Raw genomic sequence first — 23,786 nt, forward strand, 5'->3', positions numbered from 1 at the left:
TCCGGTCGGGACCTACGTGGGCAGCAGGCACAGCTGCACCATCGCCAGCGAGCGGGGGCTGCGCAGGCTGATCCCGGTCGCCTCCTCGAACCGGCGGATCCGGTTCATCACGGTGTTGCGGTGGCAGTAGAGCTCCGACGCGGTGTCGGAGACCGAACCGCTGCCGGCGAACACCTGGATCGTCTCGACGATCAACTCGTAGTCGTGAACGTCGTGGAGCGGACCGAGCACATACCCGCGCAGGTCCTCGATCACCTCTGAAAGCTGCGTGATCGACAGCTGTGCCCATGACCGGCGCAGCGTGGTCGACTTCAGGTCCAGATCGACAAGCATCCGAACCGTCGCGGCGGCTCGGTGTATCTCCGGCAGGGTCACCGCCCGGGGTGCGACGGCGCCGTCGAGATCGGCGAGCAGGTCGGTCACCAGCGCCTCGTCGTCGGGCCAGCGTGGGTCGGCGGCCACCAGGATCAGCGCGACGCCGTGGTCGACGTAATCCAGCGAGGTCAGGTGTCGATTGAGCAGGCGGCGGGTGACGGTGCGCCCGGCCTCCTCGCCGGCAATCCCGATCACCCAATAGGTGGCCGCCTCGTCGAGGCCCAGGATCTGGGCCGCGCGCCGAACGGTGGTCGGTGCGGGCTCGCCGGAGAACAGTTCGGACAGGCTGTGTTGTTGCTCGAGGGTGCTGGTCCTTGCCATCGACAGCCGCTGGTCCAGATAGCCGCGCTGCACTCTGATCGCGAAGTCGTCGACGGCCTGCCAGAGCACGTCGACGTGCAGCGCCAGTACGGCCATGTCGTCGTCGCCGGCCAGCTTCAACAGCGCCGACCACGCGACGAGGAAGTCGGTGCGCACCGCGGCGGTGAGGTTCTCCAGCGCGATGCCCTGGGTGGCGCGCAAGGCTCCGACCGCTGCGGGGAACTCCGCCAGCTCGGCGCTCATCGGTCGTTCCAGGAGGGCGGCCAGCAGGTAGCGGAACGCCAGCCGCGCCGCGCCGAGAAGGTCGTCTTCCTCGGGGACGCTGTCGTAGAACCGGGCACCCCGGTCGATCTGCGTCAGGTACTCGGCGGCCAGGTCGTCGTCGAGGTTGTCGAGCTGCGCGAGCAGCCAGCGCCAGCGAAGCCGGGTGTCTTCGCGGCGGCCGGACAGATTGCGCATCTCGGGCAGGCTACTGCAGACCAGACGGGTTCGTAGGGTGAGCGATCGGAACCGTTCCCGCCCGCGGTTGGGCCGCCGTGCCCAATTCGGGGCAGGAAACCCGGGTGGATACGGCGCCTGGGTGTGCGTGTGCACAATTTGTGCGGGCCGATACGTTGCACGGCGGCTATGGGCCGGATCACGTTGGCGGCCATACGATCTGTTGCCATGTCCACGACGTACATCCGCGGCGGCACCGTCGTTTCCCCCACTGGTAGCCAGGCGCTCGACGTGCTCATCGACGGCGAGCGCATCGCTGCCCTGGTCGATCCGGAGCTGGCTCCCTTCGGCGATCCCGACCGGACTTTCGACCGCGTGCTGGATGCCTCGGGCCGCTACGTCATCCCGGGCGGCGTCGACGCCCACACCCACATGGAGATGCCGTTCGGCGGCACCGTCGCCTCCGACACCTTCGAGACCGGCACCCGCGCGGCCGCCCACGGCGGCACCACCACGATCATCGACTTCGCGATCCAGCGGCAGGGGGAGCGGGTACAGGACACCCTGGCCGCATGGCACACGAAGGCCGCGGGCAACTGCGCGATCGACTACGGCTTCCACCAGATCCTGGGCGGCGTGGACTCCGATGCCCTCAAGGCGATGGACGAGCTGGTCGCCGAGGGCGTGACGAGCTTCAAGCTGTTCATGGCCTACCCCGGGGTGTACTACTCCGACGACGGTCAGATCCTGCGGGCCATGCAGCAGTGTGCAAGCAACGGCGCGCTGACGATGATGCATGCCGAGAACGGCATCGCGATCGATCAGCTGGTGGCCCAGCACATCGAACGTGGTGAAACCTCGCCTTACTACCACGGGGTGTCCCGGCCGTGGGAGCTGGAAGAGGAGGCCACCCACCGCGCGATCATGCTGGCGAAGGTCACCGGGGCGCCGCTGTATGTGGTCCATGTTTCGGCCAAGCAGGCCATGGAGCAGATCGCCACCGCTCGGGGTCGCGGCGCCAACGTCTTCGCCGAGACCTGCCCGCAGTACCTGTACCTGTCGCTGGAGGAGCAGCTGGGCGCCGCTGGGTTCGAGGGCGCCAAGTGGGTGTGCTCCACCCCCTTGCGCTCCCGCGAGGAGCGGCACCAGGACGAGCTGTGGCGCTACATCCGCACCGGCGACGTGGCGACGGTGTCCACCGACCACTGTCCGTTCTGTTTCAAGGGGCAGAAGGAGATGGGCATCGACGACTTCTCCAAGATCCCCAACGGGATGGCCGGTGTGGAACACCGCATCGACCTGATGTACCAGGGCGTGGTCAACGGCAACCTGAGCCTGGAGCGCTGGGTCGACGTGTGCGCCACCACCCCGGCCCGCATGTTCGGGCTCTACCCGCGCAAGGGCATCATCTCGCCAGGGGCCGACGCCGACGTCGTGATCTATGACCCCAACGCGCACACCTCGATCGGCTTCGACAAGACCCACCACTCGAACCTCGACCACTCCACCTGGGAGGGCTTCGAGATCGACGGCGGTGTGCAGACCGTGCTGTCGCGCGGCACCGTCGTCGTCGACCGTGGTCAGTACCTCGGCGGGAAAGGCCACGGCAGCTACCTCAAACGCGGGCTGTCGCAATACCTGATCTGAGCGGGATCGACCGCATCGTCAAGCGTCGCCGATGCCCGCGACGTTCATTCAACGTGCCTGGAGGAAAACCTTGACCGCACAACACAACAACACCGAACTGCGCATTCGTCTCGACGCCGGCCGCGACCGCGAGTTCCTGGACTCCTGGGCGGAACTCGCGGCCATCGGTGAGACGCCGGCCGGTGGCGTAGAGCGCCAAGCAGCCACCGCCGAGGACGGGCAGATGCGGGACTGGTTCTCGCAGTGGCTCCGCCGGCGCGGCTTCACCGTGGAAGTCGACCGGGTCGGAAACCTGTTCGGCCTGCTGGAGTTTCAGCCCGGCGCGCCCTACGTCCTGGTCGGATCGCACCTCGACAGCCAGCCCCGCGGAGGCAAGTTCGACGGCGCCTACGGCGTCTTCGCCGGTGCCGCCGCCGCCGACCGGATCCGCCGTCAGGCCGCCGAATCCGGTGTGACACCGATGTACAACGTCGCCGTCGTGGACTGGTTCAACGAGGAAGGATCGCGGTTCAAGCCGTCGCTGATGGGCAGTGCGGTGTTCACCGGCGCCGCCGATCTCGAAGACACGCTCGGCATCACCGATCAGGACGGCATCACCGTCCGCGACGCCCTGACCGCCATCGACAGCATCGGGAAAACGGATGTGTTCCCGGACGGTGACGTCACCCGGCGGCTGGCCGCCTACGCCGAGATCCATATCGAGCAGGGCCGTGAACTGGAGAAGCACAATGTCTCCATCGGGTTGGTGGACCGCACCTGGGCCGCCAACAAGTACGAGTTGAATGTCATTGGTGTCCAAGGGCACACCGGTGCCACCGCGATCGACGACCGCCAGGATGCGCTGCTGGGTGCGGCGCTGATCGTGGTGGCGCTGCGCGACATCGCCGACGAGTTCGGCGAGGAGCTGCACACCAGTTGCGGGCAGTTGACCGTGTTGCCCAACTCTCCGGTGGTCGTACCGCGCGAGGTCCACATGCACCTGGATCTGCGTTCTGACAACGACGAGTTGCTCGCGGCAGCCGACGCCGCGCTGCGGAAGCGCATCGCAGAGGCCGAGATCCGGGCCAAGGTCAAGGTCGAGCACCGCAAGGCCCACGTCTGGCCCGGCCACCACTACCAGCCGGAAGGGGTGGAGCTGGCCCGCACCGTCGCCGATGACCTCGGAATGTCGAGCATGCTCGTGCAGACCCGGGCCGGCCACGACTCGACCAACATGAAGGAGATCGTGCCTTCGGTAATGCTGTTCGTTCCCAGTGTGGAAGGCATCTCGCACGCCGAGGCCGAATTCACCTCGGACGAAGACCTTTGCACCGGTGTGGATCTGCTCACCGAGACGCTGGCCCGCATGCTCGACGGCGCTTTGGACTCAGCCACCGCCAACCGCGTCCGTTGACGCGCAACCACAACCACGAATAGGAGACCAAACATGGACCTGGGACTGCAAGGCATGCGGGCACTGATCTCCGGTGCCAGCGACGGCATCGGACTGGCCACGGCGGAGTTGCTGGCCGAAGAAGGTGCCGACGTGGCGCTGGTGGCCCGCCGCGCGGACGCGCTGAACGAGGCCTGCACCTCGATCTCGGCCAGGACCGGCGTCAAGGCGGTGTCCGTGGCGGCCGACCTCAGCGACAAGGCGGTGTTCGATTCGGTGGTCACCAACGTCGTCGACGAACTCGGCGGCCTGGACATCCTGATCAACAACGCCGGCGCGTCATCCTTCGGGGGTTTCGGCGATCTCACCGACGAACAGTGGGTCGCCGACATCAACCTCAAGTTGTTCGGATTCATCCGTATGACCCGAGCGGCGTTGCCGCACCTGCTCAAGAACGGCAGCGGCCGCATCGTCAACGTCGCGGGGAACTCCGGCAAGCAGGCGCTGGAGTACCACATGCCCGGAGCCGCCGCCAACGCCGCGATCCTGAACTTCAGCAAGTCGTTGTCGCTGCAGGTCGGTGCCCAGGGCGTGATGATCAACACGGTGTGCCCCGGCCCGGTCCGGACCGCGCGGCTGGTCAAGCAGTTCGCCACCAACGCCAAGGACTGGGGTTGCACACCCGAAGAGGCCGAGGAGCGCTACCTGGAGAACCTGCCGCTGTCCTACATCCCCAGCGCGCGGGACATCGCCTACTCCATCGTGTTCCTGGCCTCCCCGCGGGCCGCGTACCTGAACGGGACCACGATCACGAATGACGGTGGAATCACGCGTGCCGTCTGATTTTTCGCGACCCACCGCGTGGCGGGTGGCGCGCATCGGAATGATCGTGCCGTCGTCGAACACCTGCCTGGAGCCCACCACGTACCGGATGCTGGGGGAGCGGACCGACGTCAGCGTCCACTTCACCCGCATCCCGGTCGGCCGGGTCGGGCTCGACGGCGCCTCCGACGCCCAGTTCGACACGGCCGGAATGGAAGCCGCGGCAGTCCTGCTGGCCACGGCCGACGTCGATGTGATCGCGTGGAACGGTACGGCGGGGTCGTGGCTGGGCACCGCGCACGACCGCGCGATCACCGACGCCATCACCACCAAGACCGGTGTGCGGGCACTCACCAGCACCCAGGCCACCCTGGCGGCATTCGCGGCACTGGACGCCCGCAGCGTCGGCCTGGTCACGCCCTACCCCGATGACATGAACGCCAGGATCGGTGAGTGCTACCGCGACGAGGGCATCACGGTGACCGGTTCGTACGGCTTCGGTCTCACCGAGACCACCGACATCGCCCGCATACGAGCCGACGAGCTACTGGCTCCCACCCGTCAGGTCGCGCGAAGCGAACCGGACGCGGTCGCCTATGTCTGCACCAATCTGCACGGTGCCGATGCCGTCCAGGCCGCCAGAGCCGAAAACGGCATCCCGGTGGTCGATTCGGTGGCCGTCACGCTCGCGGCATGCCTGGCCATGGTGGGAGCCGGTCCGCTGAATCCGCGGTGGGGGCCGGACCTGGCGGGCACTCTCGGGTTGACCAGTGGAACCCTTGCCGGGCCGTGAACCCGGCGGGCGGTGGCAGGTCCTGCTCGAGAAACTGGCGGGTATCGATGACCAGCTCGCGGCCGAGTATCTCGAACGCATCGACGGCGGCGCGCGGTACTACGACGGTGTTCCCGACGAGCATGATCTGAAAGACAGTGCCCGCAACGCATTTCGCTATCTGCTCGGGTGTCTGTTGGCCAGGCCGTTGTCTGCCGAGCTGATGGCTTTCCCGGCGCAAATCGGGGCGTTGCGGGCCCGTCAGGGAATCGCGCTGGAAAACCTGAGCGCGGCGGTCCGCAACGACTTCCTCGTGGCGTCGTCGGCATTGCTGCGTCTGGCCGATGATGCCGACATGGAGGTGCTGGCCATGCATGTCGGTCAACTCTGGACCGTGGTCGATGATTTCGCCGGTGCGATCCAACGGGGCTATATGGATGAGCGACTGCAGATGGCGCGCACCGACATCATCGAGCAGCAGCAGAGTCTTTCCGACCTGTTCTCCGATGAACCCGGTCCCACCGTCGTGCACCGCGCAGCGGAGGTACTCGGTCTCGACGAGACCGCGTCCTACTGGGTCGTGGGCGTGACGGCCGAAGAGGCGACCTCGGCGGTCAACCGGCGGCTGGCCGGTCTCGGCGGTGTGGCGCTGGACCACACGAGCAAGGGCCTCACGCTGATCCTGCTGTCTGCGCACAGCCGCTGGCCCGATGACGAGACGCTGGCAGCTGATCTCCTCGCCGGAGTGACGGGGGCCGTGGCCTCGCGAACCGTCCAGTTACCGAACGTCTTCCGGGCGGCGACGACCGTCCGGATGCTGGCGCAGCTGGGCCTGCCGGCGACGACGCTTCGCCGTTCCTGGGCCAAGTTGTCCATCGCGCAGTTGTGCACCGTGATCGACGACCTTCGCAGCTACGTCGAGGTGCCTCTGGCCGCGATGAATGATCGCGACCTGCTCGTGGAAACCATGCTGGTGTACGCCGAGAGCGGGTCGGTCTCGACCACGGCAGCCAAGCTCTACTGTCACCGCAACACCGTGCTCAATCGAATCCGGAAATTCGAGGAGGCCACCGGCATCAGCCTTCGGACGCCTCGAGCGCAAGCCATGGTGCAGCTGTGCCTGCTGCGTTCATGATTTCGCGTGCGCATCCGCAGTTGTGCAGACGCACACTGTGTGAGCTGGATCGCGTTGCACCGCGACTATGGGTGCAGCCATATTGCCGCCCTAGCATTTTCGCTATGACCAGCACCCACCAGAGGACCATATGAACCCTTCAGTTCCTGCTGCAGACACAGACGCTGCCGCCGCGAAATCGCGTCGCAGGCGCACCATCATCGCGAGCATGGTGGGCACCACGATCGAGTGGTACGACTTCAACATCTACGGGTCTGTCGCCGCTCTGGTGTTCGGCAAGATCTTCTTTCCCGATGTGGATCCGGCGGCGGGAACATTGTTGGCGCTGGCCACATTCGGGGTCGGGTTCGCTGCCCGCCCGATCGGCGGGATCATCTTCGGCCACATCGGTGACCGGATCGGGCGCAAGGCGGCCCTGATCGCGACCATCTTGATGATGGGTGCCGCGACCGTGGCCATCGGACTGCTGCCGACCTACAGCTCCATCGGCATCCTGGCACCCGTCCTTTTGGTGCTGTGCCGCCTGATTCAGGGCATCGGTCTCGGTGGTGAATGGGGCGGCGCCGTGCTGATGGTGGTGGAGCAGGACGAGTCTGTGGACAGCCGGGGGCGGGCCGGCAGCTGGATGCAATCCGCATCGCCGTTGGGCTTCCTGCTGTCCACGGCCACCTTGGCGGCGGTGAGCGCGCTGATGACCGAGGAACAATTCATGGCGTGGGGCTGGCGCGTTCCGTTCCTGCTCAGTGCGCCACTGGTGTTGGTGGGTCTGCTGATCCGGGTCAAGATCGTCGAGTCCTCCGTCTTCACCCGAAATCATAAGCAGCTCAAGGAGAAAGAGGCGAAGGCCCCGATCCTGCAGGTGCTTCGCCACGCCCCGAAGATGATCTTGCTGGTCGTGCTGCTCGGGCTCGGCCAGCAGGTCGCCTACTTCGTGATCAACGTGTTCTCGTTGTCCTACGTCACTCATCACACCGATATCTCGAAGGCGACAGTCCTCAACGCTGTCGCCATCGGCGCGGTCGCCCAGCTCTTGTCGATTCTGTACTTCGGACGGCTCAGTGACCGGGTGGGCCGGCGCATTCCCTTCCTGATCGGCGGCGTCGGGATGGCGGTGTGGGCCTTCGCGGTGTACCCGCTCATGGGTACCGGCAACTTTGGGCTGATGGTGTTGTCGGTGTCGGTCGCGATGGTGTTCCAGGGTGCGATGTACGGCGTCCTCGCTGCGTTCATCGCCGAGCTGTTCGACACCAGCTACCGCTACACCGGCGTCTCGCTGGGCTACATGCTGATCGGCATCGTCGGTGGTGGGTTCGCACCGCTGATCGCGTCGACGCTGCTGGACTCCACCGGTTCGGTGACATCCGTCGCGATCTACATCTCGGCGTCGTCGGTACTGACGCTGATCGCCGCCTACTTCGCGCCGGAGACCTCGAAGCGCAACCTCGACAATCTCCTCGACGACGGCGCCATCACCGATCCCGCGCCTCAGCGCGGTCAGAGCGTGGCGCACACCGGGTAGGTGCAGCCGAGGGAAACGGATCTGCCGTTGCCTGGCCGAACATGGCCAGGCAACGGCCGACTCAGGACCTGCGCCCGGCGACCAGATAGACCGCGGGCAGCACACCCGAGGTGCTCAGCAGGCCGAGCGCGCTGCCCCACAACCATTTCGGTCCGTTGATCCGGCTCGCGTCGCGACCGGCGAGGTCGCGCAGTGCCCAGGCCCGCAGGCCGGCGTCGACCGCGGCCGCCGCGATGACGGCCTTTTTGGCGGTGGGGGACAGGTCGTTCCAGCGCTTCTTTGCCACTGCTGCGTTCCTTTCGGGGGTAAGCGGACGTCAGTTTCCAAGGTAGATGTCGGTCAAGTGCACTGGGTGTTGCCAGCTGACGAGCGGATCATGGAGAGCATGCTCCGGACGGTTCTGCGTGGCGCGCTGCTGGTGGCTACGGGAGTGGTCGTGCCGCTCGTATCGGCGCCCGTGGCATCCGCCGGCGCCGACGAGGTGATCAGCGATCTGGAATCACAGGGCTACACGGTCAACATCAACTGGACCAACGGATTCGACACCAAGCCGCTGTCGGAGTGCTGGGTCACCGGCGTCAACAATCCCGGTAACCAACAGCCCGGCCCGACGACGTTCGTCACCGTCTACGTCGACGTCGCCTGCCCGAATCACGACTACTGAGCGGGGACCGATCGGCTACGGGCTGCCCGGCATCGTCGTCACCGGCGAGCCACCGCTGCCGCCGTAGCTGCCGCCGCTGCCGCCGTAGCTGCCGCCGCTGCCGCCGTAGCCGCCGCCGCTGTCGCTGCCGGAGCCGCTACCGCGACCGAAGAGTCCGCCGGACGAACCACCCTCACTTGACGACGATCCGCCGCCCGAGGATGAACCGCCGCCAAACGGAGACTGCGGCGCCACCGTCGGCACCGACGCTTCCGTCGACGTGTGCGTCGGCGGAACAGTTGTCGTCGGCGGCGCCACCGTGGTGGTGGGCGGTGCCGTCGTCGTGGGTGGCGGCGCTGTGGTCGTCGTCGGTGGCGCGGTTGTGGTGGTCGGTGGCGCAGTCGTTGTCGTCGGCGGTGCCGTTGTGGTTGTCGGCGGTGCCGTCGTGGTGGTGGGCGGTGCCGTTGTCGTGGTGGGTGGCCTCGTCGGCACCCATGGCGACGGCAACGTCGGCCACACGACCGGCGGGATCGGGATCGGCACGGGCACAGGTATCGGAACAGGAACCGGAACCGGGCCGGGTGCAACCTCGACAGGTGGGGGAGCAGGCACCACGGGCGGTGCCTGAGGCGGCGCCACCTGCGGAGCCTGGTTGCCGGTGTCCGAGCGCACCTTGGGCGCTGCCGGAGCAGCGGGCGGCGGGGTCAGCACCGAGACGGGCAATGCCACCGGATCGGGTTCGTGCGGCACCGGCGGAAGGTAGTTGCCGGGCACGGTGGCCGCCTGCTCGGCGGGTGCCGGTTGGGCTCGCACGTCGGCCGTGGGCCGGACATTGATGGCGACCGCGGTGGCCAGTGTGGCGAAGCTGACCACCACGAATGCCAGGGCGCTGCCCATCAGCAGCATCCGCGGCGGTGGCGGCGCGATGACGGTCGTGTAGTCGGGATCGTCGTCCTGCTCGGGGATGAACTCGTTGACCGCGTCCATCGGCATCTCGTCGGCCCAGGGTTCGTCCTCGGCCTCCTGCGAGTACGCCAGGTCCGGTCCGACCGCGGCGGAGTCCCCGCGGGCAGGTGCCATCTGGGTGGCGTCGGCAGCCGGGGCCATCTGCGTGGCATCAGCGGCGGCGGGAGCCATCTGCGTCGCATCCCCGGCGGCAGGCGCCATTTGAGTGGCATCTGACACGGGTGCCATCTGCGTTGGATCCTGTGGCACGCCGACGACGGGTGCCATCTGGGTGGATGCGCCGGCCGGCGCGATATCGCCGACCAACCGTGCGGCGCCGCGGGCGATCGCATAGCCGGCGTCCGGTGCCACCTCGACCGGTGCCGTCGAACGAAGTTCTGCCGCAACGGAATCAAGATCGAGGCGTTGCCCGACCAGCAGCACGCGGCCCGGGGCTTCGTCGGCGGGCACCCGCTGCAGGACGGCCGCGCATGCGGCGGCGGCGCCGGCGGTGCCGATCGGCATGGTGGCCAACGTCGTCGTTGTCGATGCAGGGGTCCCGGTGGTCTGACCGACCGTCGTCAGCGACACGGTGTCGTCGTCGGCCAGCAGCAACGCGGCATCCGCACCCACACTGCGGGCCAGGGCCGCGGCAGCCTCGGCCTCGGTCACCACCTCGACGTTCGGCACTCCGGCGTTGAGCACGGTCTGACGCAGCGTGTCGGCGGCCGAATCGTCGGGCAGGCACAGCCGCGTGGCGGCGACCTGGTTACCCGACTCGGTCACCGCGCGGTAGGTGCCGATGATGGTCTCGGCCAGCTCGGACATCTCGGCGACCAGGTCGTCGGGCAGGTCGAGCGCGTACTGGTCCAGAACCTGGCCGCCGCTCGCGGGCGAACCGATCATGGCCAAGCGCGCCACACGCCCGGTGACCGCCACCCCGAGGACTACGTCCACGGCTCCACTCCTTGCTCTATGGATCTCGTACGAGCCCCGACGGACAAATCCAAGCTACCGCACAGCTGCGACGGACCTCGGTGGTCGAACGACCGCGGCTGCCAGCGCTGCTTGTGCGCCGGAGCAAAAGTGAGCACGCTGGTTGGGATCCGTGCGTTGTCACTCATAGAGGGGAATCGGTACGTGAGCGACGAGCGTTACGACGCGTCCGCCACCGTCCAGGTGGCGACGGTGGCCGCGCCGGTCGTGGAGCGCCCGCCCCGGGTCGGCTACGTGCCCACCCGGACCAACCGGGTGCGCGACGGCCTGGCCGTGGCGTTGCTCATCGCCGGGTTCCTGCTCCCGTGGAACCTGGAATTCGGCCTCGGCATCCCCGGCAGTGCCGGCTCGACGTTCGTCGTGCTGGCCGTCGTCACGCTGCTGGCCGTGGCCGCCGCTCTCGCGCCGCACCTCGGACCGTTCCGCCTGGCCTCCCCAAAATCCGATGTCCGGAGCACGAGCCGGATCCGGCTCGTGCTCAGCGCGGCCTATCTGGTCGTGGTCGTCTGCTTCGTCGGCTATCACCTGGTGCAGACGGTGCATAGCGGCGGGACCGGGGCCGTACCGCCGGGTGTGGGTCCGGGCATGCTGCTCGGCGTCGCGGGTGCGCTACTGGCGGGACAGCCGCCGATTACCTCGGTCACGATCGAGGACAACAAGTTCCGGCGCTGGTATGCCGTGGCTCGGGTGATCGGCTTCGTTTCGATCGCGCTCGCGACGCTGTCGGTGGCGTTCAACCTGTACTGGCGGCTGCGGTACCTGTTCGTCACCCAGGTCGAGTTCGGCGGTCACGACATCGCCGTCATCGTCACCACACTGCTCTACGGCGCGGAGGCGATGATCGCTCTGGTCATCGCCTCGCGCTGGCTGACCGAGCGCACCGGCGCGGCGCGGCTGGCCACGACCGCCATCGGTGTCTCGGGCGCGATCGCCGCCACGCTGGTGTGGCTGTGCGGCATCGGCCGCGACATCGACGCCTTTCACGGCATCGCCCAGAACACCTCGACAGCTGCCGTGGGTTACGAGGGCTACCTCGCCTGGGCCGCCGCGGCTGCGATCGTGGCGCCGACGACGCTGTACGCCGTCTTCCTGATCAAGCCGCCGACCATCGGGGCCTACCGCGGCGCCGCGCAGAAGTGCTTGACGCTCATCGCCTTCTGGGCTTTCGCGGCCGCGGCCCTGCGCATCGTGGACTTCCTGATCGCCCTGTCGCTCGATCTTCCCCGTGCGCTGTACGACACCGTCGCGATGACGGTGTTCAACCTGGTCACCGCACTGGTCGCGCGGTGGCTGCATCGCCAGCTCGATCAGGGGCTGACGTCGACGACCGTGGCGGCCGCCTTCAGCGCGGTGCTGTTCGTCTTCACCGTGGCGAATGTGGCCATCGGCGTCGCGCTCGCGCCCCGCTACGCCGGCCCGGCGCCCGCGGCGATCTACGGCAACAACCTGGCCCAGCAGATCACCAGCACCTTCGACGTCACGGTGTGTGCGCTGAGCCTTCTCGTGCTGGCGGTGATGGTGTTCACCGGACCGTTCGCCGGCTACCTGGTGCGACGCGAAACCCGTTCCGCCAAGCGGGTGCCCGAGCCGCCGACGGAGATCGTGCCGTCCAAGCCTGCCGCCGACAGCTCCGCCCCGCCGACCATCGCTCGGCAACCCCGAGCGGCGGCGGTGCCGAGAATCGTTCGCCTGAAAGAGGACTCGACGACCGTGCTGGCGGCCCCGCCGACCACCGACCTTCAGGTCCCGACGCAGGCGCTGCGGATTCAGCGTCGTCCGCAGCGCCCGCCGTCGGGGCGTTAGCCGGCCTTCGCGCTCTCGTGTTTCGCGGGCCGGTCGCGCTGAGCGTCAGCCGGCTTCGCGGCCTGCTTGGCCGCACGCTTCGCGGCACGAACGGACTTCCGGTCAGGCTGGTCACTGGCCGACGCGGTGTCCGTCGCGGACTCACGGGTTGACTCGCCGGCCGGCGAGGCCTTCCCGTCGCGCGCCTGCGAATCGTCCGTGTCCCGGACCACCTTCAACCGCGGCGCCGAATCGGTGCGCGGGGCGTCCGAGCGGGTCCGCGCGTGACGACTCAACAGACCGGACTTCGGCTCCTTGTCGGTCTCGACCTTGGCATCGGTGTCCGTGGCGGCGTCCGCATCGGTCTCGACCTCGGCATCGGTCTTGACCTCGGCGGCGACCTTGCTGTCGATCGTGGCGGCAATCGTGTTGTCCACCTTGACTTCTGCCTTGACATCCGCCGGAGCGGGGCTCGTGGCCGGGACCACCGTCGTGTGCGGCGCTGTCGCGCCGCCGATGGCCTGCAGCACCTTGGCCAGTGGCCGGGTGGCGTCCGACAGCGCCGCTGCGACCTCCTCCACCGTGTGGCGCACCCCTTGCTCGAACGGCGAGTTGCCCACCGGGTCGATGGGATGTTCGGTCACCGGGGTTTCGGGCTCGACGTCGGAGACCACGGGCTGCGGCAGCGTGGGCGTGTACTTCTCGCCGCCCAGGATCGCCAGCGACTGTGCGAACGCCCCCGGGAGCGCGTTGAGTGCTTCGTGAATCTTCTCTTCAGGGGTGACCCAGCTGAATTCCTTGACCTGGCTGGGATCTGCGGTGCGGTCGTATCCCATTTCGACGAAGACCCGCAGGATCGGGTCCAGGGCGTCGACGAATCGTTCCGCGCCGATCAATGAGGCAGGAATGCGCAGCGGTGCCAGCAGGGGCAGGTACTGGGGCAGCATCACGTAGGTGGTGTTGCCGACCTGGGTGGTGACGGCGTTGGGGGCGTCGGGATGCTCCAGCACGTAGCCGGGAAAGACGTGCTGGAACAGGATCCCGGCGACGGCGTTCGCGACGGACAGCACGTTGAAATACGCTGGGAAATCAGCGAAGCCGTCGTACTGGTTCTGGTAATAGGTCGTCTTGAAGGGACTGTCGGAGGGTCCCGGCCGGCCGAACGGGAAGATGTCGCCGAGCACGGGCAGGTCGCTCCACGAGGTGAAGCGGGTCAGGATGCCGCCGTTGGGCTGGTACGGGTCACCGATGAAGACGAACTCGTAGTTGTCCGCTTTGGCAACATAATTCGGGTCTTTGGCCATGGCGGCCCGCACGATCTCGGCGACCTCGGTGCCCTGCGACATTCCGATGATCGTGACCTTGTCGTCGGCCGGTGTGTTGGCGATGTCCTGCTGGAGGTAGCCCGCCCCGATCTGCTCGGATCGTTTGAGTGACTGCGGCCAGTACGGAATGTCGGACAGCCCGGGCAGATCAGAGATGATCGGGATGCTGAGGGCGATCTGTGCGGGGTAGGGGACCGTGTGGAACGAGTCGCCTTCGGGCACCGTGCTCCCGTAGAAGAACAGCGGGACGCTCATCCCGAATCCGTCAAAAGAGGGCCCCACGCCGATCGTCGTGCCGATCAGTCGGATGGCGGCACTGTAGGTGGCAGTCGGCGTGCTGACCGTGACTCCCGCCGACACCGCGACGACGACACCGCCGGCCATCAACATCGACCCCCAGCGGCGCGAACCGCGCTGTCGGCGCGCACTCCGCGACGACTCCCCCCGACCCCAACCCCTCATGCTGTTCCTTCTTTCCTCATCGTGGTGAGTCGGCCATGCTCGGCCGGAACATCTGGGCCTGCGACCAGCGCGTCGACGACGGAATGTGACGGGCGCCACGTCGCATGCTGCCGGAAAGTTACCAGTGGGTAGCGATGTATGACAAGAGTCACTTTTTGAAACAAGAGCTCTTGTTGCAAACCGGAGTTTGCAGATTCAGCGGGTGGACGCCGCGATCCCGGCGCGAACCACCGCCACAAAACTCGCCAGATTGCCGATCAGGGTGTCGATGGTCGGCGCCGGATCGCTGCCGGCCTCCCGCTGGTGCAGCCAGTCGGCCACGCTCTCGAACAGCCCGCCCACGGTCGACACCGCCAAGGCGTGATAGTCGACCGCGCCGGTATCGGGCAGGCAGGGAAACTCGCGCTGCCGCCACAGATTCTCGAGAAACGCCGCAGTCCAGCGGCGATTCTCGCGGCGCAGCCGCTCGACCCGCGGCGAGATGCCTGCGCACTCGCCGAAGGCCACCACGGCCACCCGGGGATCGTCGACGAGTGCGTGGGCGAAGGCCGACAACAGCCGGTGAACCGTTTCGTCGGGATCGTCCGGCGCATCGCCGAGGGCCTCGACCGCCTGCTTCTCGATCTGTGCCGCGATCTGGGCGAGCAGGGCCAGGTAGCAGTCTTCTTTGCTGTCGAAGACCTCGTAGAACGCCTTGTTGCCGACATACGCCGTCTGGCAGATCTGCTCGATCGAGGTGTTGGCGTACCCGTCGCGCGCGATCAGCTCGAAGGCGGCCGTCAGCAGTTGCTCACGGCGATGGGCACGACGCTGTTCGGCGTCGAGCCCGCGGATCGTGCGCTGCCCGCGGGGCTTCGCAGCCTGCTCCGACGTTGCGCCTGCGCCGGGCCCCGCCGGCGGTCTGTCCATGGCCCGGAGTGTAGTGCGGGCACCGTCCCGCGGTCGGTCGGTTAGCCCGCCTTGTGCTCGGAGGGACGATGGCGCTGAGCGGGTGCGGACTTCGTGGCTTTCTTGGCCGAGCCGACAGCCGAGCCAACCGATGAGCGAACTGTCGAGCGCAGGTTCGAGCGAACAGAATCCCGGTCGGTGCCCTTCGACTGTGGGACCGCCCTCGACCGCTGCACCGAATCGCTGCGGGGCGAGGGCGATTGCGTGCGCGCCTTCGGGCTGCGCAGTGACGTCGGCGCGGAAACGGCAACGGTCTGCCCGATTTGCCCGGTCGGGCCGGTCGGGCCGGTCGGCTCAACGGTCTTCTGCGTCCGCGTCGCCTCGCCGATGGCTTGAAGCACCTTGGCAAAAGGCCGGGTGGCGTTCGACAACGTCGCCGCCATGTCCTCCACCGCGCGGCGTAGGTCCTGCTCGAACGGCGAGGTGCCCACCGGCACGATGGGATGTTCGGTCACCGGGGTTTCGGGTTCGGTGCCGGACACGACCGGCTGGGGCAGCGTAGGGATGTACTTCTCGCCTCCGAGGATCGCTAGCGATTGCTTGAACGCGCGCGGCAGTTCGTTCAGCGCCTCCTGCACTTTCTCCTGCGGCGTGACCCAGCTGAATTCCTGGGCGTGACTGGGATCTGCGGTGCGGTCGTATCCCATTTCGACGAAGACCCGCAGGATCGGGTCCAGGGCGTCGACGAATCGTTCCGCGCCGATCAGGGATGCGGGTATGCGCAGCGGCGCCAGCAACGGAAGATACTGGGGCAGCGTCACGTAGGTGGTGTTGCCGATCTGTGTCTTCACTGCGTTGGGGGCGTCGGGATACTCCAGGACATAGCCGGGAAATGCATGCCCGAACAACTGCCCGGCAAACGAGTTCACCAGCGACAGCACGTTGAAATAGGCCGGGAAGTCGGCGATACCGTCGTATTGGTTCTGGTAGTAGGTCGTCTTGAAGGGACTGTCGGACGGCCCGGGACGGCCGAGCGGGAAGATGTCGCCCAGTATCGGAAGGGTTCTCAACGATGCCAACCTGGTGAGGATGCCGCCGTTGGGTTGATAGGGGTTCCCGATGAAGACGAACTCGTAATTCGCGGCATTGGCAACATAATTCAGGGTTTTGGCCATCGCGGCCCGGGCGAGCTCGGCGACCTGGTTGCCCTGCGATACGCCGATGATCGTGATCTTCTCACCGGCCGCCGTATTGGCGATGTCCTGCAGCAGGTAGCCGGCGCCGACCCCTTCGGATCGCTTCAGGGACTGCGGCCAGTACGGAAGACCCGACAGCACCGGCAGATCCGAGATGATCGGGTAGTTGAGGTTGATCTGCGCGGGGTAGGGGAGCGTGTGGTACGAGTCGCCTTCCGGGATGGTGCTTCCGTAGAACAGCATCGGGACGGTCAATCCGAATGCGTCGAAAGAGGGCCCCACGCCGATCGTCGTGCCCACCAGCCGAATCGCGGCACTGTACGTGGCTGTCGGCGTGCTGACGGTGACTCCTGCCGATACCGCGACCACGAGGCCGCCGGCGAACAGCATCGAAGCCCACCGATGCGAAACCCGCTGCCTGCGCGCACGGCATGACGATTTCCCCCGACCTTTCATTCATGAATTCCTTTCCTAAGAGTTCTCTTTGGTTCTTGAGGGACCTGTATGCCTCCGCTTGCTCGGGGCGCGCTCAATGCTGTCCTATGTCACTCTGAATTCGTGGGGAAACTCGGAAGTGCCGGTTTGGTTGCCGTCATGGCGGGGGCGGCTTCCGTGATGGGCAACGTGACGATGCCGTCCGCCAGTGCGGCACCGTGTCCGGATGCTGAGGTGATATTCGCCCGCGGCACCATGGAAGCGCCAGGCGTTGGGGATACGGGAGAGGCGTTCGTTAACTCGTTGCGTGCCAACGTCGGTGCGAAGTCGGTGGGGGTGTATCCCGTCGATTACCCCGCTACCACCGACTTTCCGACTGCGGTCCAGGGAATCGCCGACGCGCGCGCACATATCTTGGCCACCGCGGCCAATTGCCCGGACACCAAGATGGTGCTCGGCGGATTCTCTCAGGGCGCAGCGGTTATCGGTTTCGTAACTGCGAGCGTTGTGCCCGATGGGATTTCACCGGCAGAGGTGCCTGCGCCCATGCCGCCGGATGTAGCTGACCACGTGGCAGCCGTCGCGTTGTTCGGGAAGCCGTCGCCGCGATTCATGAAGGTACTCAACAATCCCTCGGTCGTGGTCGGGCCGAGTTACACGGCCAAAGCCATCGATCTCTGTGTCGACAACGACCTGGTGTGTGATCCGCAGGGCAGGAGTTTCGGCATCCACACGCAGTACGCCGAAGCCGGCCTGGTGAACCAGGGCGCCGCCTTCGCGGCGAGCAAGCTGCAGGACGACTGGGAGCAGCAGGCGATTCCGCCCGTCGTTCCGCCGGCGACGCTGGCGGGCGCAGGCCCGTCGCAGCCGTCGCGGGTCCAGCCTGCGCAGGCCGCACAGCCTGCTCAGCACATGGGGCCGGCGCCGCAGAATCTTCCCGGTCCGGCGCCCGCTCAAAGTCCGGCGGCGCCAACGCCGACCACGCCCGCGCCCGTTGCACCCGCACCGGCTGTGCCGGCGCCGGTCGCGCCGCTGGCCTGAGGCGGGCCAGGCGCCTAGTGCGTGGTGCTACCGAACAGGTAGACGCCCGTGTGATGGCCGATGAAGTTGTTGGCGATGAACAACACGCCGGTGACCACCACGATCAGCACCAACGCGAAGAACACCCAGCTCAGACCGACCAGCAAGCGTCGCCGTCCGGCATTTGAGGGCCCGTCACCCGCGATGTGCAGCCGGACGCCGATCGCGAACAGGGTTGGCACGGAGGCGCCCACTGCCAGGCCGAAGAGCAGGATCTTGCCGACGGCCACGAGATTGATCCAGTTGTTCATGAGCCCCGTCCCTACTTGCTCTCGGCCTTGCCCTCGACCGCGGTCAGGCTGCCCTGCCACGCGTCGTTGACGTTGTTGTGGTCGATCGGCGGCTTGCGCGACTTGAGCCAGATGGGCACGGTCGAGGCGATCAGAGCCACGAACCCGACCAGCGGTCCGGCAAAGCCGCCGATCCCGTGCACCAGGACGTACGTGAGCGCGCCGACCAGGCCCGCGGCCGGCAGGGTGATCAGCCACGCGACGGCCATGTTGCGGGCGACGGCCCAGCGCACCTCGGTGCGACGGCCCAGTCCGCTGCCGAGGATGGACCCGGTCGCGACGTGCGTGGTGGACAGCGAGTAGCCGAAGTGGCTGGACAGCAGGATGGTGGCCGCTGAGGAGACTTCGGCGGCCATCCCCTGCGGAGCTTCGGTGTCGACCAGGCCCTTGCCCAGGGTGCGGATGACCCGCCAACCACCCGAGAGCGTGCCGAGTGCGATGGCGACGGCACAGGCGACGATCACCCAGAACGGCGGCATGCTCGCGGATTCGTCGACGGCGCCGTAGGAGATCAGGGCGAGGAAGATGATGCCCATCGTCTTCTGGGCGTCGTTGGTGCCGTGTGCCAGTGAGATCAGGGAGGCCGAACCGATCTGTCCGTACCGGAACGCGGCGATGGTGCGGTCCTTGGGTAGGCCGCGGATCAGCCGGTAGACCAGCCAGCTGGCGATGCAGGCCACCACACCGGCGATCAGTGGCGACAACACCGCGGGCACGATGACGGTGGAGACCACCCCGTGCCAGATCACGCCGTGGCCGCCGACGGCGGCGATCATCGCGCCGACGATGCCGCCGATGAGTGCGTGCGACGAGCTGGACGGGATGCCCATCAGCCAGGTGAACAAGTTCCAGAGGATGGCGCCGACGAGCCCGGCGAACACCAGCTCCAGGGACACCAGATCGGCGTCGACCAGACCCTTGGCGATGGTTGCCGCCACAGCGGTGGACAGAAAGGCGCCGACCAGGTTCAGCAGTGCCGACAGGGCTACCGCTGTTCGGGGTTTGAGGGCGCCACTGGCGATCGAGGTCGCCATGGCATTGCCGGTGTCGTGAAACCCGTTGGTGAAGTCGAACATCAGGGCCGTGAAGACGACGATGCACAGCAGGAGGAACTGTAACGACACGGTAAACAATTGTTGAACACAAACGCTACGGGAACCTAATTAACTGGCTGAGGTCTCCGTCACTTTTGTAGCCCCCAATGGGGGGTGTCGGTGCGGCATCGCTGTATAGACCTCGACCGCGAGCAGCAGCAGGGCTGCGGCGGCCAGGGCGGCGCCGATCCACGCCACCGCGGGGTAGCCGAAGCCGGCGGTGAGCGCGAGGCCGCCGAGCCATGGGCCGAGGCTGATACCGAGGTTGAACGCGGACACACTGCCGGCCATGGACAACGTGGGTGAGGCCGGGGCGATACCGACAACCCTGGAGTTCAGCGCGGGGTTGGTGCCGAACCCGGCCAGGCCGAGCAGGAACACTCCGATCACGACCGGCACGACGGCCGCGGCCGTCAATGCGATGAAACACGAGACGACCAGTAATCCGGTGAATCCGGCGGCCAGCACTCCCACGGGAAAGCGGTCGGCGATGTGGCCGCCCATCGCGATTCCGATGATCGACCCGGCGCCGTACGCCAGCAGGACGAGCGGCACCCATCGTGGATCAAGTCCGGTGGTGTCGATCAACATCGCCGCGAGATACGAGAAGGTGCCCAAGAGCGCGGTGGTGGAGACAGCGGTCATGGCGTACGACAGCCACAGTCGCGGCGTCGCGAGGCCGCGGATCTCGGTGGCCAGATGTGGGGGAGTTCGCGGCTTCAGATCGGGCACGCCGGTCAGGATCGCGACCGCTGCGACGGCACTCATCGCGGCGATCACCCAGAATGTCCCGCGCCAGCCGAGGTGCTGGCCGATCCAGGTGCCGGCGGGCAGGCCGATCACGGTCGCGACGGTCAGGCCTCCGGCGACGATGCTCATCGCCCGCCCGCGCCGTTCGGGTGTCACCAGCGCCATGGCGGTGGCGCCGCCGACCGCCCAGAATCCGGCGTAGACGAATGCCGCCACGAACCGGGTGACGAACAGGATGGCGTAGTCATCGGTCAGCGCCCCGACGATGTGCACGACGATGAACACGGCGAGAAAGGCCAGCATCGTCCGGCGCCGTGGCAGTCGAAGCGTCGCAATGGCCAGCACGGGCGCGCCGACCAGCATGCCCAGGGCGAATCCCGTGATCAACAGGCCCGCCTGCGGAATGCTGACCGAAAGGTCGGCGGCCAACCCGGGCAGGAGCCCGGCGAGAACGAGTTCGCTTGTGCCCTGGGCGAATATCGCAAGGCCGATGATCCAGATGGCGGTGGGCATCAGAGCATCGACCCGCCGGTGGCGTCGATCCACTGCCCGGTGACCCACCGGGAATCGTCCGATGCCAGGAAGGCCACGATATCGGCGACGTCTGCGGGGTCGGCCACCCTGTTGAACGGCGATTGGGCGGCCACCGCTGACCGCCCCTCGGGTGTTGCCAGCCGGGCGGCATTCATGTCGGTGTCGACAGTGCCCGGCCCGACCGCGTTGACGGTGATCCGGCGTGCGGCGAGTTCCTTGGCCAGGGTGGCGGTGAACGCGTCGATCGCGGCCTTGGACATCGCGTAGGCGAGCAGGTCGGGGATGCGCATGCCGTGGGTGAACCGGGTGGAGATGTTGACGATGCGCCCGCCGTCGCGCAGTCGGGTCAGGCCCTGTTGCACCACGAAAACCGGTGCGGTGGTGTTGACCGCGAGCACCGTCTCGAACTCCGCCCGGGTGAGGTCGGTGAACGGTGTTCGGGTGCCGAGGATTCCGGCGTTGTTGACCAGGATGTCGACGCCGTCGGCGTGCTGGTCGAAGCCCGTCCATAGTTGGTCGGCGTCACCGGCGACGCCGAGTTGTGCCCCGAATGCGAACGCTGTCCCGCCGGCATCGCGGATCTGCTGCGCCGTCTGCGCAGCCGCGTCGGCTCCCGTGCCGTAGTGCACGCCGACCCGCGCCCCATCCGCTGCGAGCCGCTGTGCGATCGCGCGGCCGATGCCTCGGCTGCCCCCGGTGACCAGCGCCGTCTTGCCTTTCAGTGCGTCCATGAGCCCCGTTCTTTCTTTAGCGGTCGTTACAAAACGTGACGCTAGCATATTTTGAAACGGTCGCTATAAAATGGCTGCATGGCGACGACGCGGGGACGGCCCCGGTCCTTCGATCGGGACGCGGTGCTGGACAAGGTGATCCGGATGTTCTGGCAGAACGGGTACGAAGCCACGTCCATGCGCGATCTCATCGACGAGGTCGGCGTCGCCGCACCCAGCCTCTACAACACTTTCGGCGACAAACAGCACCTGTTCGCCGAGGCCGTCGAGGTGTATGACCGGGAGTACGGCGGATTCATCGATGCCGCACTGGCGGAGGAGCCGACCGCGCGTCGTGCCGCGGCCAGGGTCTTCGCCGAGGCGCCGGCCCGGTATACCCGCCGCGGGCTGCCCTTGGGCTGCCTGATCGTCAGTGGCGACGCGGGGACCGCCGACCCGGTCGTGCAGAAATCCATGCGCATGGTCCGCGAACGAAAGATCGCTCAGTTTTCCGACAAGATCCGCGCCGATATCGCGGCCGGGGCCCTGCCGTCCTCGACTGATCCGGACGCCTTGGCCCGCTATGTGATGGCCGTGCTCAGTGGTATCGCCCAGCAGGCCCGGGACGGGGCCGCACGGGTCAAACTCGATCGGCTCGCCGCGGTCGCCGCCGGTCTGTGGCCCTAGCGCTTCGGGATGGCGACGCCCAGCAGCCTCAGCGCGTCCTTGATGTGCAGATGAGCCTCGTCAATGGTGGCGCCCAACTTCATCAGCCGGCCGGAACTGTTTGCCGGCGTCAACCCCACGCATTGGTCGGCCATGCTGCGGTAGCCGTCGAAGCCTGCCTGCAGGGCCGTGTTGACCTTGATGTCGGGCCCGGGCAGGACCTTGTTCTGCACCGAGTCGAGGTAAAGGCGCATGTCGTTGCACGCGCTGTGCAGTGCGCCGTAGTCGGTCTTGTGGTCGGCGGTCACCATCGCATTGCCGATCGGACCCATCTTCGAGCCCAGGCCGGCCACCGCATCCATGACGGCCTGCCGCCATTCGTTGGTCACCGGGGCCATCGTCGGCGTGCCCGCGACGGCACATCCGGCGAGCACGGATGTGGTGGCCAAGATGGCGGCGATGTACCTCATATGCAGCGAGCTTATGGTGTGCCGCAGCAGGAGTGCGGGCCGATGCCGGATGGGGGAGTTTGCGCGTAGATCGCCGCACCCACCTGTAAGCGGCGTCACACCGGTAACCTGAACAACGACTGACTAGGCAGATCGGGGGATCGGTATGGATCTCGTGCTCGGCCTCGCGATGACTTCGAGAGCCGTTCGGTGGGTGCTCGTCGAAGGCACGACGGGCGAGGGGCGGCCGGTCGATCGTGGCGCGATCTCCCTCGAAGACGTCATCGGTTACGACCCCGACGGACTGCTGCGCGGCCTGGTGGACGACACCGAGCTCGAAGGCGGACACCGCATCCACGCGATCGGCGTGACGTGGACCAATGACGCCGCCCCACTGGCCGGGCACATCATGGAAGCCCTGGACACCCGCGGCTACGGAAACGTCTTCGCGGTCTCGGAGATCGAGGCGGCCGGCATGCTGGCCAGTGGTATCGCCGAGATCACCGAACACGACGACATCGCGGTCTGCATCGTCGAACCCGACGCCGCGGTGGTGGCGATCGTGACGCCTGACGACGTCAGCGCCGACCGGATCGAGCGGTCCGAGACGTTCGTGGCCGATATCGCCGGGCTGCTGGCGCTCACCGGCAGGCCGGTCAGCGCGATGTTCATCCTGGGCTCCGATGCCCACGATCCGACGGTGGCCGAGCTGGCCGACTCCATCCCGGCTGCGGTGATCACTGCCGCCGAATCCGATCTCGCGTTCGCCCGAGGTGCGGGGCTGGCGGCGGCGCTCGCGGTGAATACCGTTGCCACTCCGGTCAAGGCGGTGCACTGGACCAAGGTCGGCGCATTGTCGTCGGTCGTGGGCGGGGCCTTGGTGACGCTCGTCGTCGCGACCTCGGCCGCCATCGGCCTGCACCTGCATCCGGGCGCGGTGTCGGAAACCGCGCACGCCGCGAGCATTCAGGAATCAGCGCCCGAAGCCGGGCCTGCCCCGAGACCGGTGCAGAAGCCCGTCGACAAGGCCGCCACCAAGCCGGCGCCTGCCGCTCCGCCACAGACTCCCGCGGCTCCGCCGCCGGCCCAGGCGGTCGAGGCCGCCAACCCGCCGGCGCACCAGCCGCCCGCCCAGGTCCC

General features: G+C 67.2%; 22 protein-coding genes. 11 read left to right on the plus strand and 11 right to left on the minus strand.

What is annotated here, in order from left to right:
- Positions 1 to 12 precede the first annotated feature (12 nt).
- Positions 13 to 1,155, minus strand: coding sequence for a PucR family transcriptional regulator (locus tag TX88_RS07775; protein WP_244438378.1), 1,143 nt, complete (start codon positions 1,153 to 1,155; stop codon positions 13 to 15).
- 207 nt (positions 1,156 to 1,362) lie between these two features.
- On the opposite strand from TX88_RS07775, the gene hydA reads away from it, so the two are divergent.
- The 6 genes from hydA to TX88_RS07805 all read left to right on the plus strand — a co-directional run bounded on the left by hydA (position 1,363) and on the right by TX88_RS07805 (position 8,401).
- Complete coding sequence (hydA, locus tag TX88_RS07780) at positions 1,363 to 2,781, plus strand: dihydropyrimidinase (protein ID WP_044519187.1); 1,419 nt, start codon at positions 1,363 to 1,365, stop codon at positions 2,779 to 2,781.
- 70 nt (positions 2,782 to 2,851) lie between these two features.
- Complete coding sequence (locus TX88_RS07785; RefSeq protein WP_044519188.1) at positions 2,852 to 4,174, plus strand: M20 family metallo-hydrolase; 1,323 nt, start codon at positions 2,852 to 2,854, stop codon at positions 4,172 to 4,174.
- A gap of 33 nt (positions 4,175 to 4,207) precedes the next feature.
- On the plus strand, positions 4,208 to 4,996 hold the full coding sequence (locus tag TX88_RS07790; protein WP_044515871.1) for an SDR family NAD(P)-dependent oxidoreductase: 789 nt from the start codon (positions 4,208 to 4,210) through the stop codon (positions 4,994 to 4,996).
- On the plus strand, positions 4,986 to 5,768 hold the full coding sequence (locus tag TX88_RS07795; protein WP_244438379.1) for a maleate cis-trans isomerase family protein: 783 nt from the start codon (positions 4,986 to 4,988) through the stop codon (positions 5,766 to 5,768). Before TX88_RS07790 ends, TX88_RS07795 begins: the two co-directional genes overlap by 11 nt.
- Positions 5,746 to 6,882, plus strand: a complete 1,137-nt coding sequence (locus TX88_RS07800; RefSeq protein WP_244438380.1) for an RsbRD N-terminal domain-containing protein — start codon at positions 5,746 to 5,748, stop codon at positions 6,880 to 6,882. Before TX88_RS07795 ends, TX88_RS07800 begins: the two co-directional genes overlap by 23 nt.
- 130 nt (positions 6,883 to 7,012) lie before the next feature.
- The gene (locus tag TX88_RS07805) at positions 7,013 to 8,401 is read left to right on the plus strand and encodes an MFS transporter (RefSeq protein WP_044515873.1); all 1,389 of its coding nucleotides are present in this window, start codon (positions 7,013 to 7,015) and stop codon (positions 8,399 to 8,401) included.
- Positions 8,402 to 8,462: 61 nt separating this feature from the next.
- Here the strand turns inward: TX88_RS07805 and TX88_RS07810 are convergent, their stop codons facing one another.
- Positions 8,463 to 8,687, minus strand: coding sequence for a hypothetical protein (locus TX88_RS07810; RefSeq protein WP_044515874.1), 225 nt, complete (start codon positions 8,685 to 8,687; stop codon positions 8,463 to 8,465).
- 90 nt (positions 8,688 to 8,777) lie between these two features.
- Here TX88_RS07810 and TX88_RS33780 point away from each other — a divergent pair, with 90 nt between their 5' ends.
- Positions 8,778 to 9,065 carry a hypothetical protein gene (locus tag TX88_RS33780; protein ID WP_162563102.1) on the plus strand — a complete coding sequence of 96 codons (288 nt, stop codon included), beginning with the start codon at positions 8,778 to 8,780 and terminating at the stop codon, positions 9,063 to 9,065.
- 15 nt (positions 9,066 to 9,080) lie between these two features.
- Here the strand turns inward: TX88_RS33780 and TX88_RS07820 are convergent, their stop codons facing one another.
- Complete coding sequence (locus TX88_RS07820) at positions 9,081 to 10,946, minus strand: DUF7159 family protein (protein ID WP_044515876.1); 1,866 nt, start codon at positions 10,944 to 10,946, stop codon at positions 9,081 to 9,083.
- 183 nt (positions 10,947 to 11,129) lie between these two features.
- Between TX88_RS07820 and TX88_RS07825 the strand changes: the two genes are divergently transcribed.
- The gene (locus TX88_RS07825; protein WP_044515877.1) at positions 11,130 to 12,788 is read left to right on the plus strand and encodes a DUF7937 domain-containing protein; all 1,659 of its coding nucleotides are present in this window, start codon (positions 11,130 to 11,132) and stop codon (positions 12,786 to 12,788) included.
- Here the strand turns inward: TX88_RS07825 and TX88_RS07830 are convergent.
- The 3 genes from TX88_RS07830 to TX88_RS07840 form a co-directional block, all read right to left on the minus strand.
- On the minus strand, positions 12,785 to 14,476 hold the full coding sequence (locus tag TX88_RS07830; protein WP_244438382.1) for a PE-PPE domain-containing protein: 1,692 nt from the start codon (positions 14,474 to 14,476) through the stop codon (positions 12,785 to 12,787). The genes TX88_RS07825 and TX88_RS07830 overlap by 4 nt on opposite strands.
- 273 nt (positions 14,477 to 14,749) lie before the next feature.
- Entirely contained in the window at positions 14,750 to 15,463 is a 714-nt protein-coding gene (locus TX88_RS07835) for a TetR/AcrR family transcriptional regulator (RefSeq protein ID WP_044515880.1), read from the minus strand.
- 41 nt (positions 15,464 to 15,504) lie between these two features.
- A complete protein-coding gene (locus TX88_RS07840) occupies positions 15,505 to 17,028 on the minus strand; it encodes a PE-PPE domain-containing protein (protein WP_244438383.1) in 1,524 nt (507 codons plus the stop codon).
- A gap of 204 nt (positions 17,029 to 17,232) precedes the next feature.
- Between TX88_RS07840 and TX88_RS07845 the strand changes: the two genes are divergently transcribed.
- Entirely contained in the window at positions 17,233 to 18,114 is an 882-nt protein-coding gene (locus TX88_RS07845) for a cutinase family protein (protein WP_049924868.1), read from the plus strand.
- Between the two features lie 14 nt (positions 18,115 to 18,128).
- Here TX88_RS07845 and TX88_RS07850 read toward each other — a convergent pair whose 3' ends face one another.
- Genes TX88_RS07850 through TX88_RS07865 form a run of 4 tightly spaced genes read right to left on the minus strand, consistent with a single transcriptional unit; the run spans position 18,129 to position 21,552 of the window.
- Entirely contained in the window at positions 18,129 to 18,404 is a 276-nt protein-coding gene (locus tag TX88_RS07850) for a hypothetical protein (RefSeq protein ID WP_044515885.1), read from the minus strand.
- Positions 18,405 to 18,415: 11 nt separating this feature from the next.
- Positions 18,416 to 19,567, minus strand: coding sequence for an inorganic phosphate transporter (locus TX88_RS07855; RefSeq protein ID WP_044515887.1), 1,152 nt, complete (start codon positions 19,565 to 19,567; stop codon positions 18,416 to 18,418).
- A gap of 39 nt (positions 19,568 to 19,606) precedes the next feature.
- Positions 19,607 to 20,800, minus strand: a complete 1,194-nt coding sequence (locus TX88_RS07860) for a Cmx/CmrA family chloramphenicol efflux MFS transporter (protein ID WP_044515888.1) — start codon at positions 20,798 to 20,800, stop codon at positions 19,607 to 19,609.
- Positions 20,800 to 21,552, minus strand: a complete 753-nt coding sequence (locus tag TX88_RS07865) for an SDR family oxidoreductase (protein ID WP_044515890.1) — start codon at positions 21,550 to 21,552, stop codon at positions 20,800 to 20,802. The genes TX88_RS07860 and TX88_RS07865 overlap by 1 nt, the downstream gene beginning before the upstream one ends.
- A gap of 78 nt (positions 21,553 to 21,630) precedes the next feature.
- On the opposite strand from TX88_RS07865, the gene TX88_RS07870 reads away from it, so the two are divergent.
- The gene (locus TX88_RS07870) at positions 21,631 to 22,218 is read left to right on the plus strand and encodes a TetR/AcrR family transcriptional regulator (RefSeq protein WP_044515891.1); all 588 of its coding nucleotides are present in this window, start codon (positions 21,631 to 21,633) and stop codon (positions 22,216 to 22,218) included.
- Here TX88_RS07870 and TX88_RS07875 read toward each other — a convergent pair.
- Positions 22,215 to 22,667 (minus strand): hypothetical protein, encoded by a 453-nt coding sequence (locus tag TX88_RS07875; protein ID WP_044515893.1) that lies wholly within the window; start codon positions 22,665 to 22,667, stop codon positions 22,215 to 22,217. The genes TX88_RS07870 and TX88_RS07875 overlap by 4 nt on opposite strands.
- A 145-nt stretch (positions 22,668 to 22,812) precedes the next feature.
- On the opposite strand from TX88_RS07875, the gene TX88_RS35540 reads away from it, so the two are divergent.
- Positions 22,813 to 23,786 (plus strand): DUF7159 family protein (locus TX88_RS35540; RefSeq protein WP_049925155.1); only part of this gene is annotated, 974 nt, incomplete at its 3' end.

It is taken from the genome of Mycolicibacterium septicum DSM 44393 (assembly GCF_000455325.1).
GTDB lineage: Bacteria > Actinomycetota > Actinomycetes > Mycobacteriales > Mycobacteriaceae > Mycobacterium > Mycobacterium septicum.

What these genes read in the sequence shown, in the direction of transcription:
- TX88_RS07870 (WP_044515891.1), top strand. Translation starts at nt 21,631, where the DNA reads ATGGCGACGACGCGGGGACGGCCCCGGTCCTTCGATCGGGACGCGGTG.
- TX88_RS07830 (WP_244438382.1), bottom strand. Translation starts at nt 14,476, where the DNA reads ATGGCCGGCGGTGTCGTCGTCGCGGTGTCGGCGGGAGTCACGGTCAGC.
- TX88_RS07775 (WP_244438378.1), bottom strand. Translation starts at nt 1,155, where the DNA reads ATGCGCAATCTGTCCGGCCGCCGCGAAGACACCCGGCTTCGCTGGCGC.
- TX88_RS07835 (WP_044515880.1), bottom strand. Translation starts at nt 15,463, where the DNA reads ATGGACAGACCGCCGGCGGGGCCCGGCGCAGGCGCAACGTCGGAGCAG.
- TX88_RS07805 (WP_044515873.1), top strand. Translation starts at nt 7,013, where the DNA reads ATGAACCCTTCAGTTCCTGCTGCAGACACAGACGCTGCCGCCGCGAAA.
- TX88_RS33780 (WP_162563102.1), top strand. Translation starts at nt 8,778, where the DNA reads ATGGAGAGCATGCTCCGGACGGTTCTGCGTGGCGCGCTGCTGGTGGCT.
- TX88_RS07860 (WP_044515888.1), bottom strand. Translation starts at nt 20,800, where the DNA reads ATGCCCACCGCCATCTGGATCATCGGCCTTGCGATATTCGCCCAGGGC.
- TX88_RS07850 (WP_044515885.1), bottom strand. Translation starts at nt 18,404, where the DNA reads ATGAACAACTGGATCAATCTCGTGGCCGTCGGCAAGATCCTGCTCTTC.
- TX88_RS07840 (WP_244438383.1), bottom strand. Translation starts at nt 17,028, where the DNA reads ATGCTGTTCGCCGGCGGCCTCGTGGTCGCGGTATCGGCAGGAGTCACC.
- TX88_RS07865 (WP_044515890.1), bottom strand. Translation starts at nt 21,552, where the DNA reads ATGGACGCACTGAAAGGCAAGACGGCGCTGGTCACCGGGGGCAGCCGA.
- TX88_RS07790 (WP_044515871.1), top strand. Translation starts at nt 4,208, where the DNA reads ATGGACCTGGGACTGCAAGGCATGCGGGCACTGATCTCCGGTGCCAGC.
- TX88_RS07875 (WP_044515893.1), bottom strand. Translation starts at nt 22,667, where the DNA reads ATGAGGTACATCGCCGCCATCTTGGCCACCACATCCGTGCTCGCCGGA.
- TX88_RS07845 (WP_049924868.1), top strand. Translation starts at nt 17,233, where the DNA reads ATGGCGGGGGCGGCTTCCGTGATGGGCAACGTGACGATGCCGTCCGCC.
- hydA (WP_044519187.1), top strand. Translation starts at nt 1,363, where the DNA reads ATGTCCACGACGTACATCCGCGGCGGCACCGTCGTTTCCCCCACTGGT.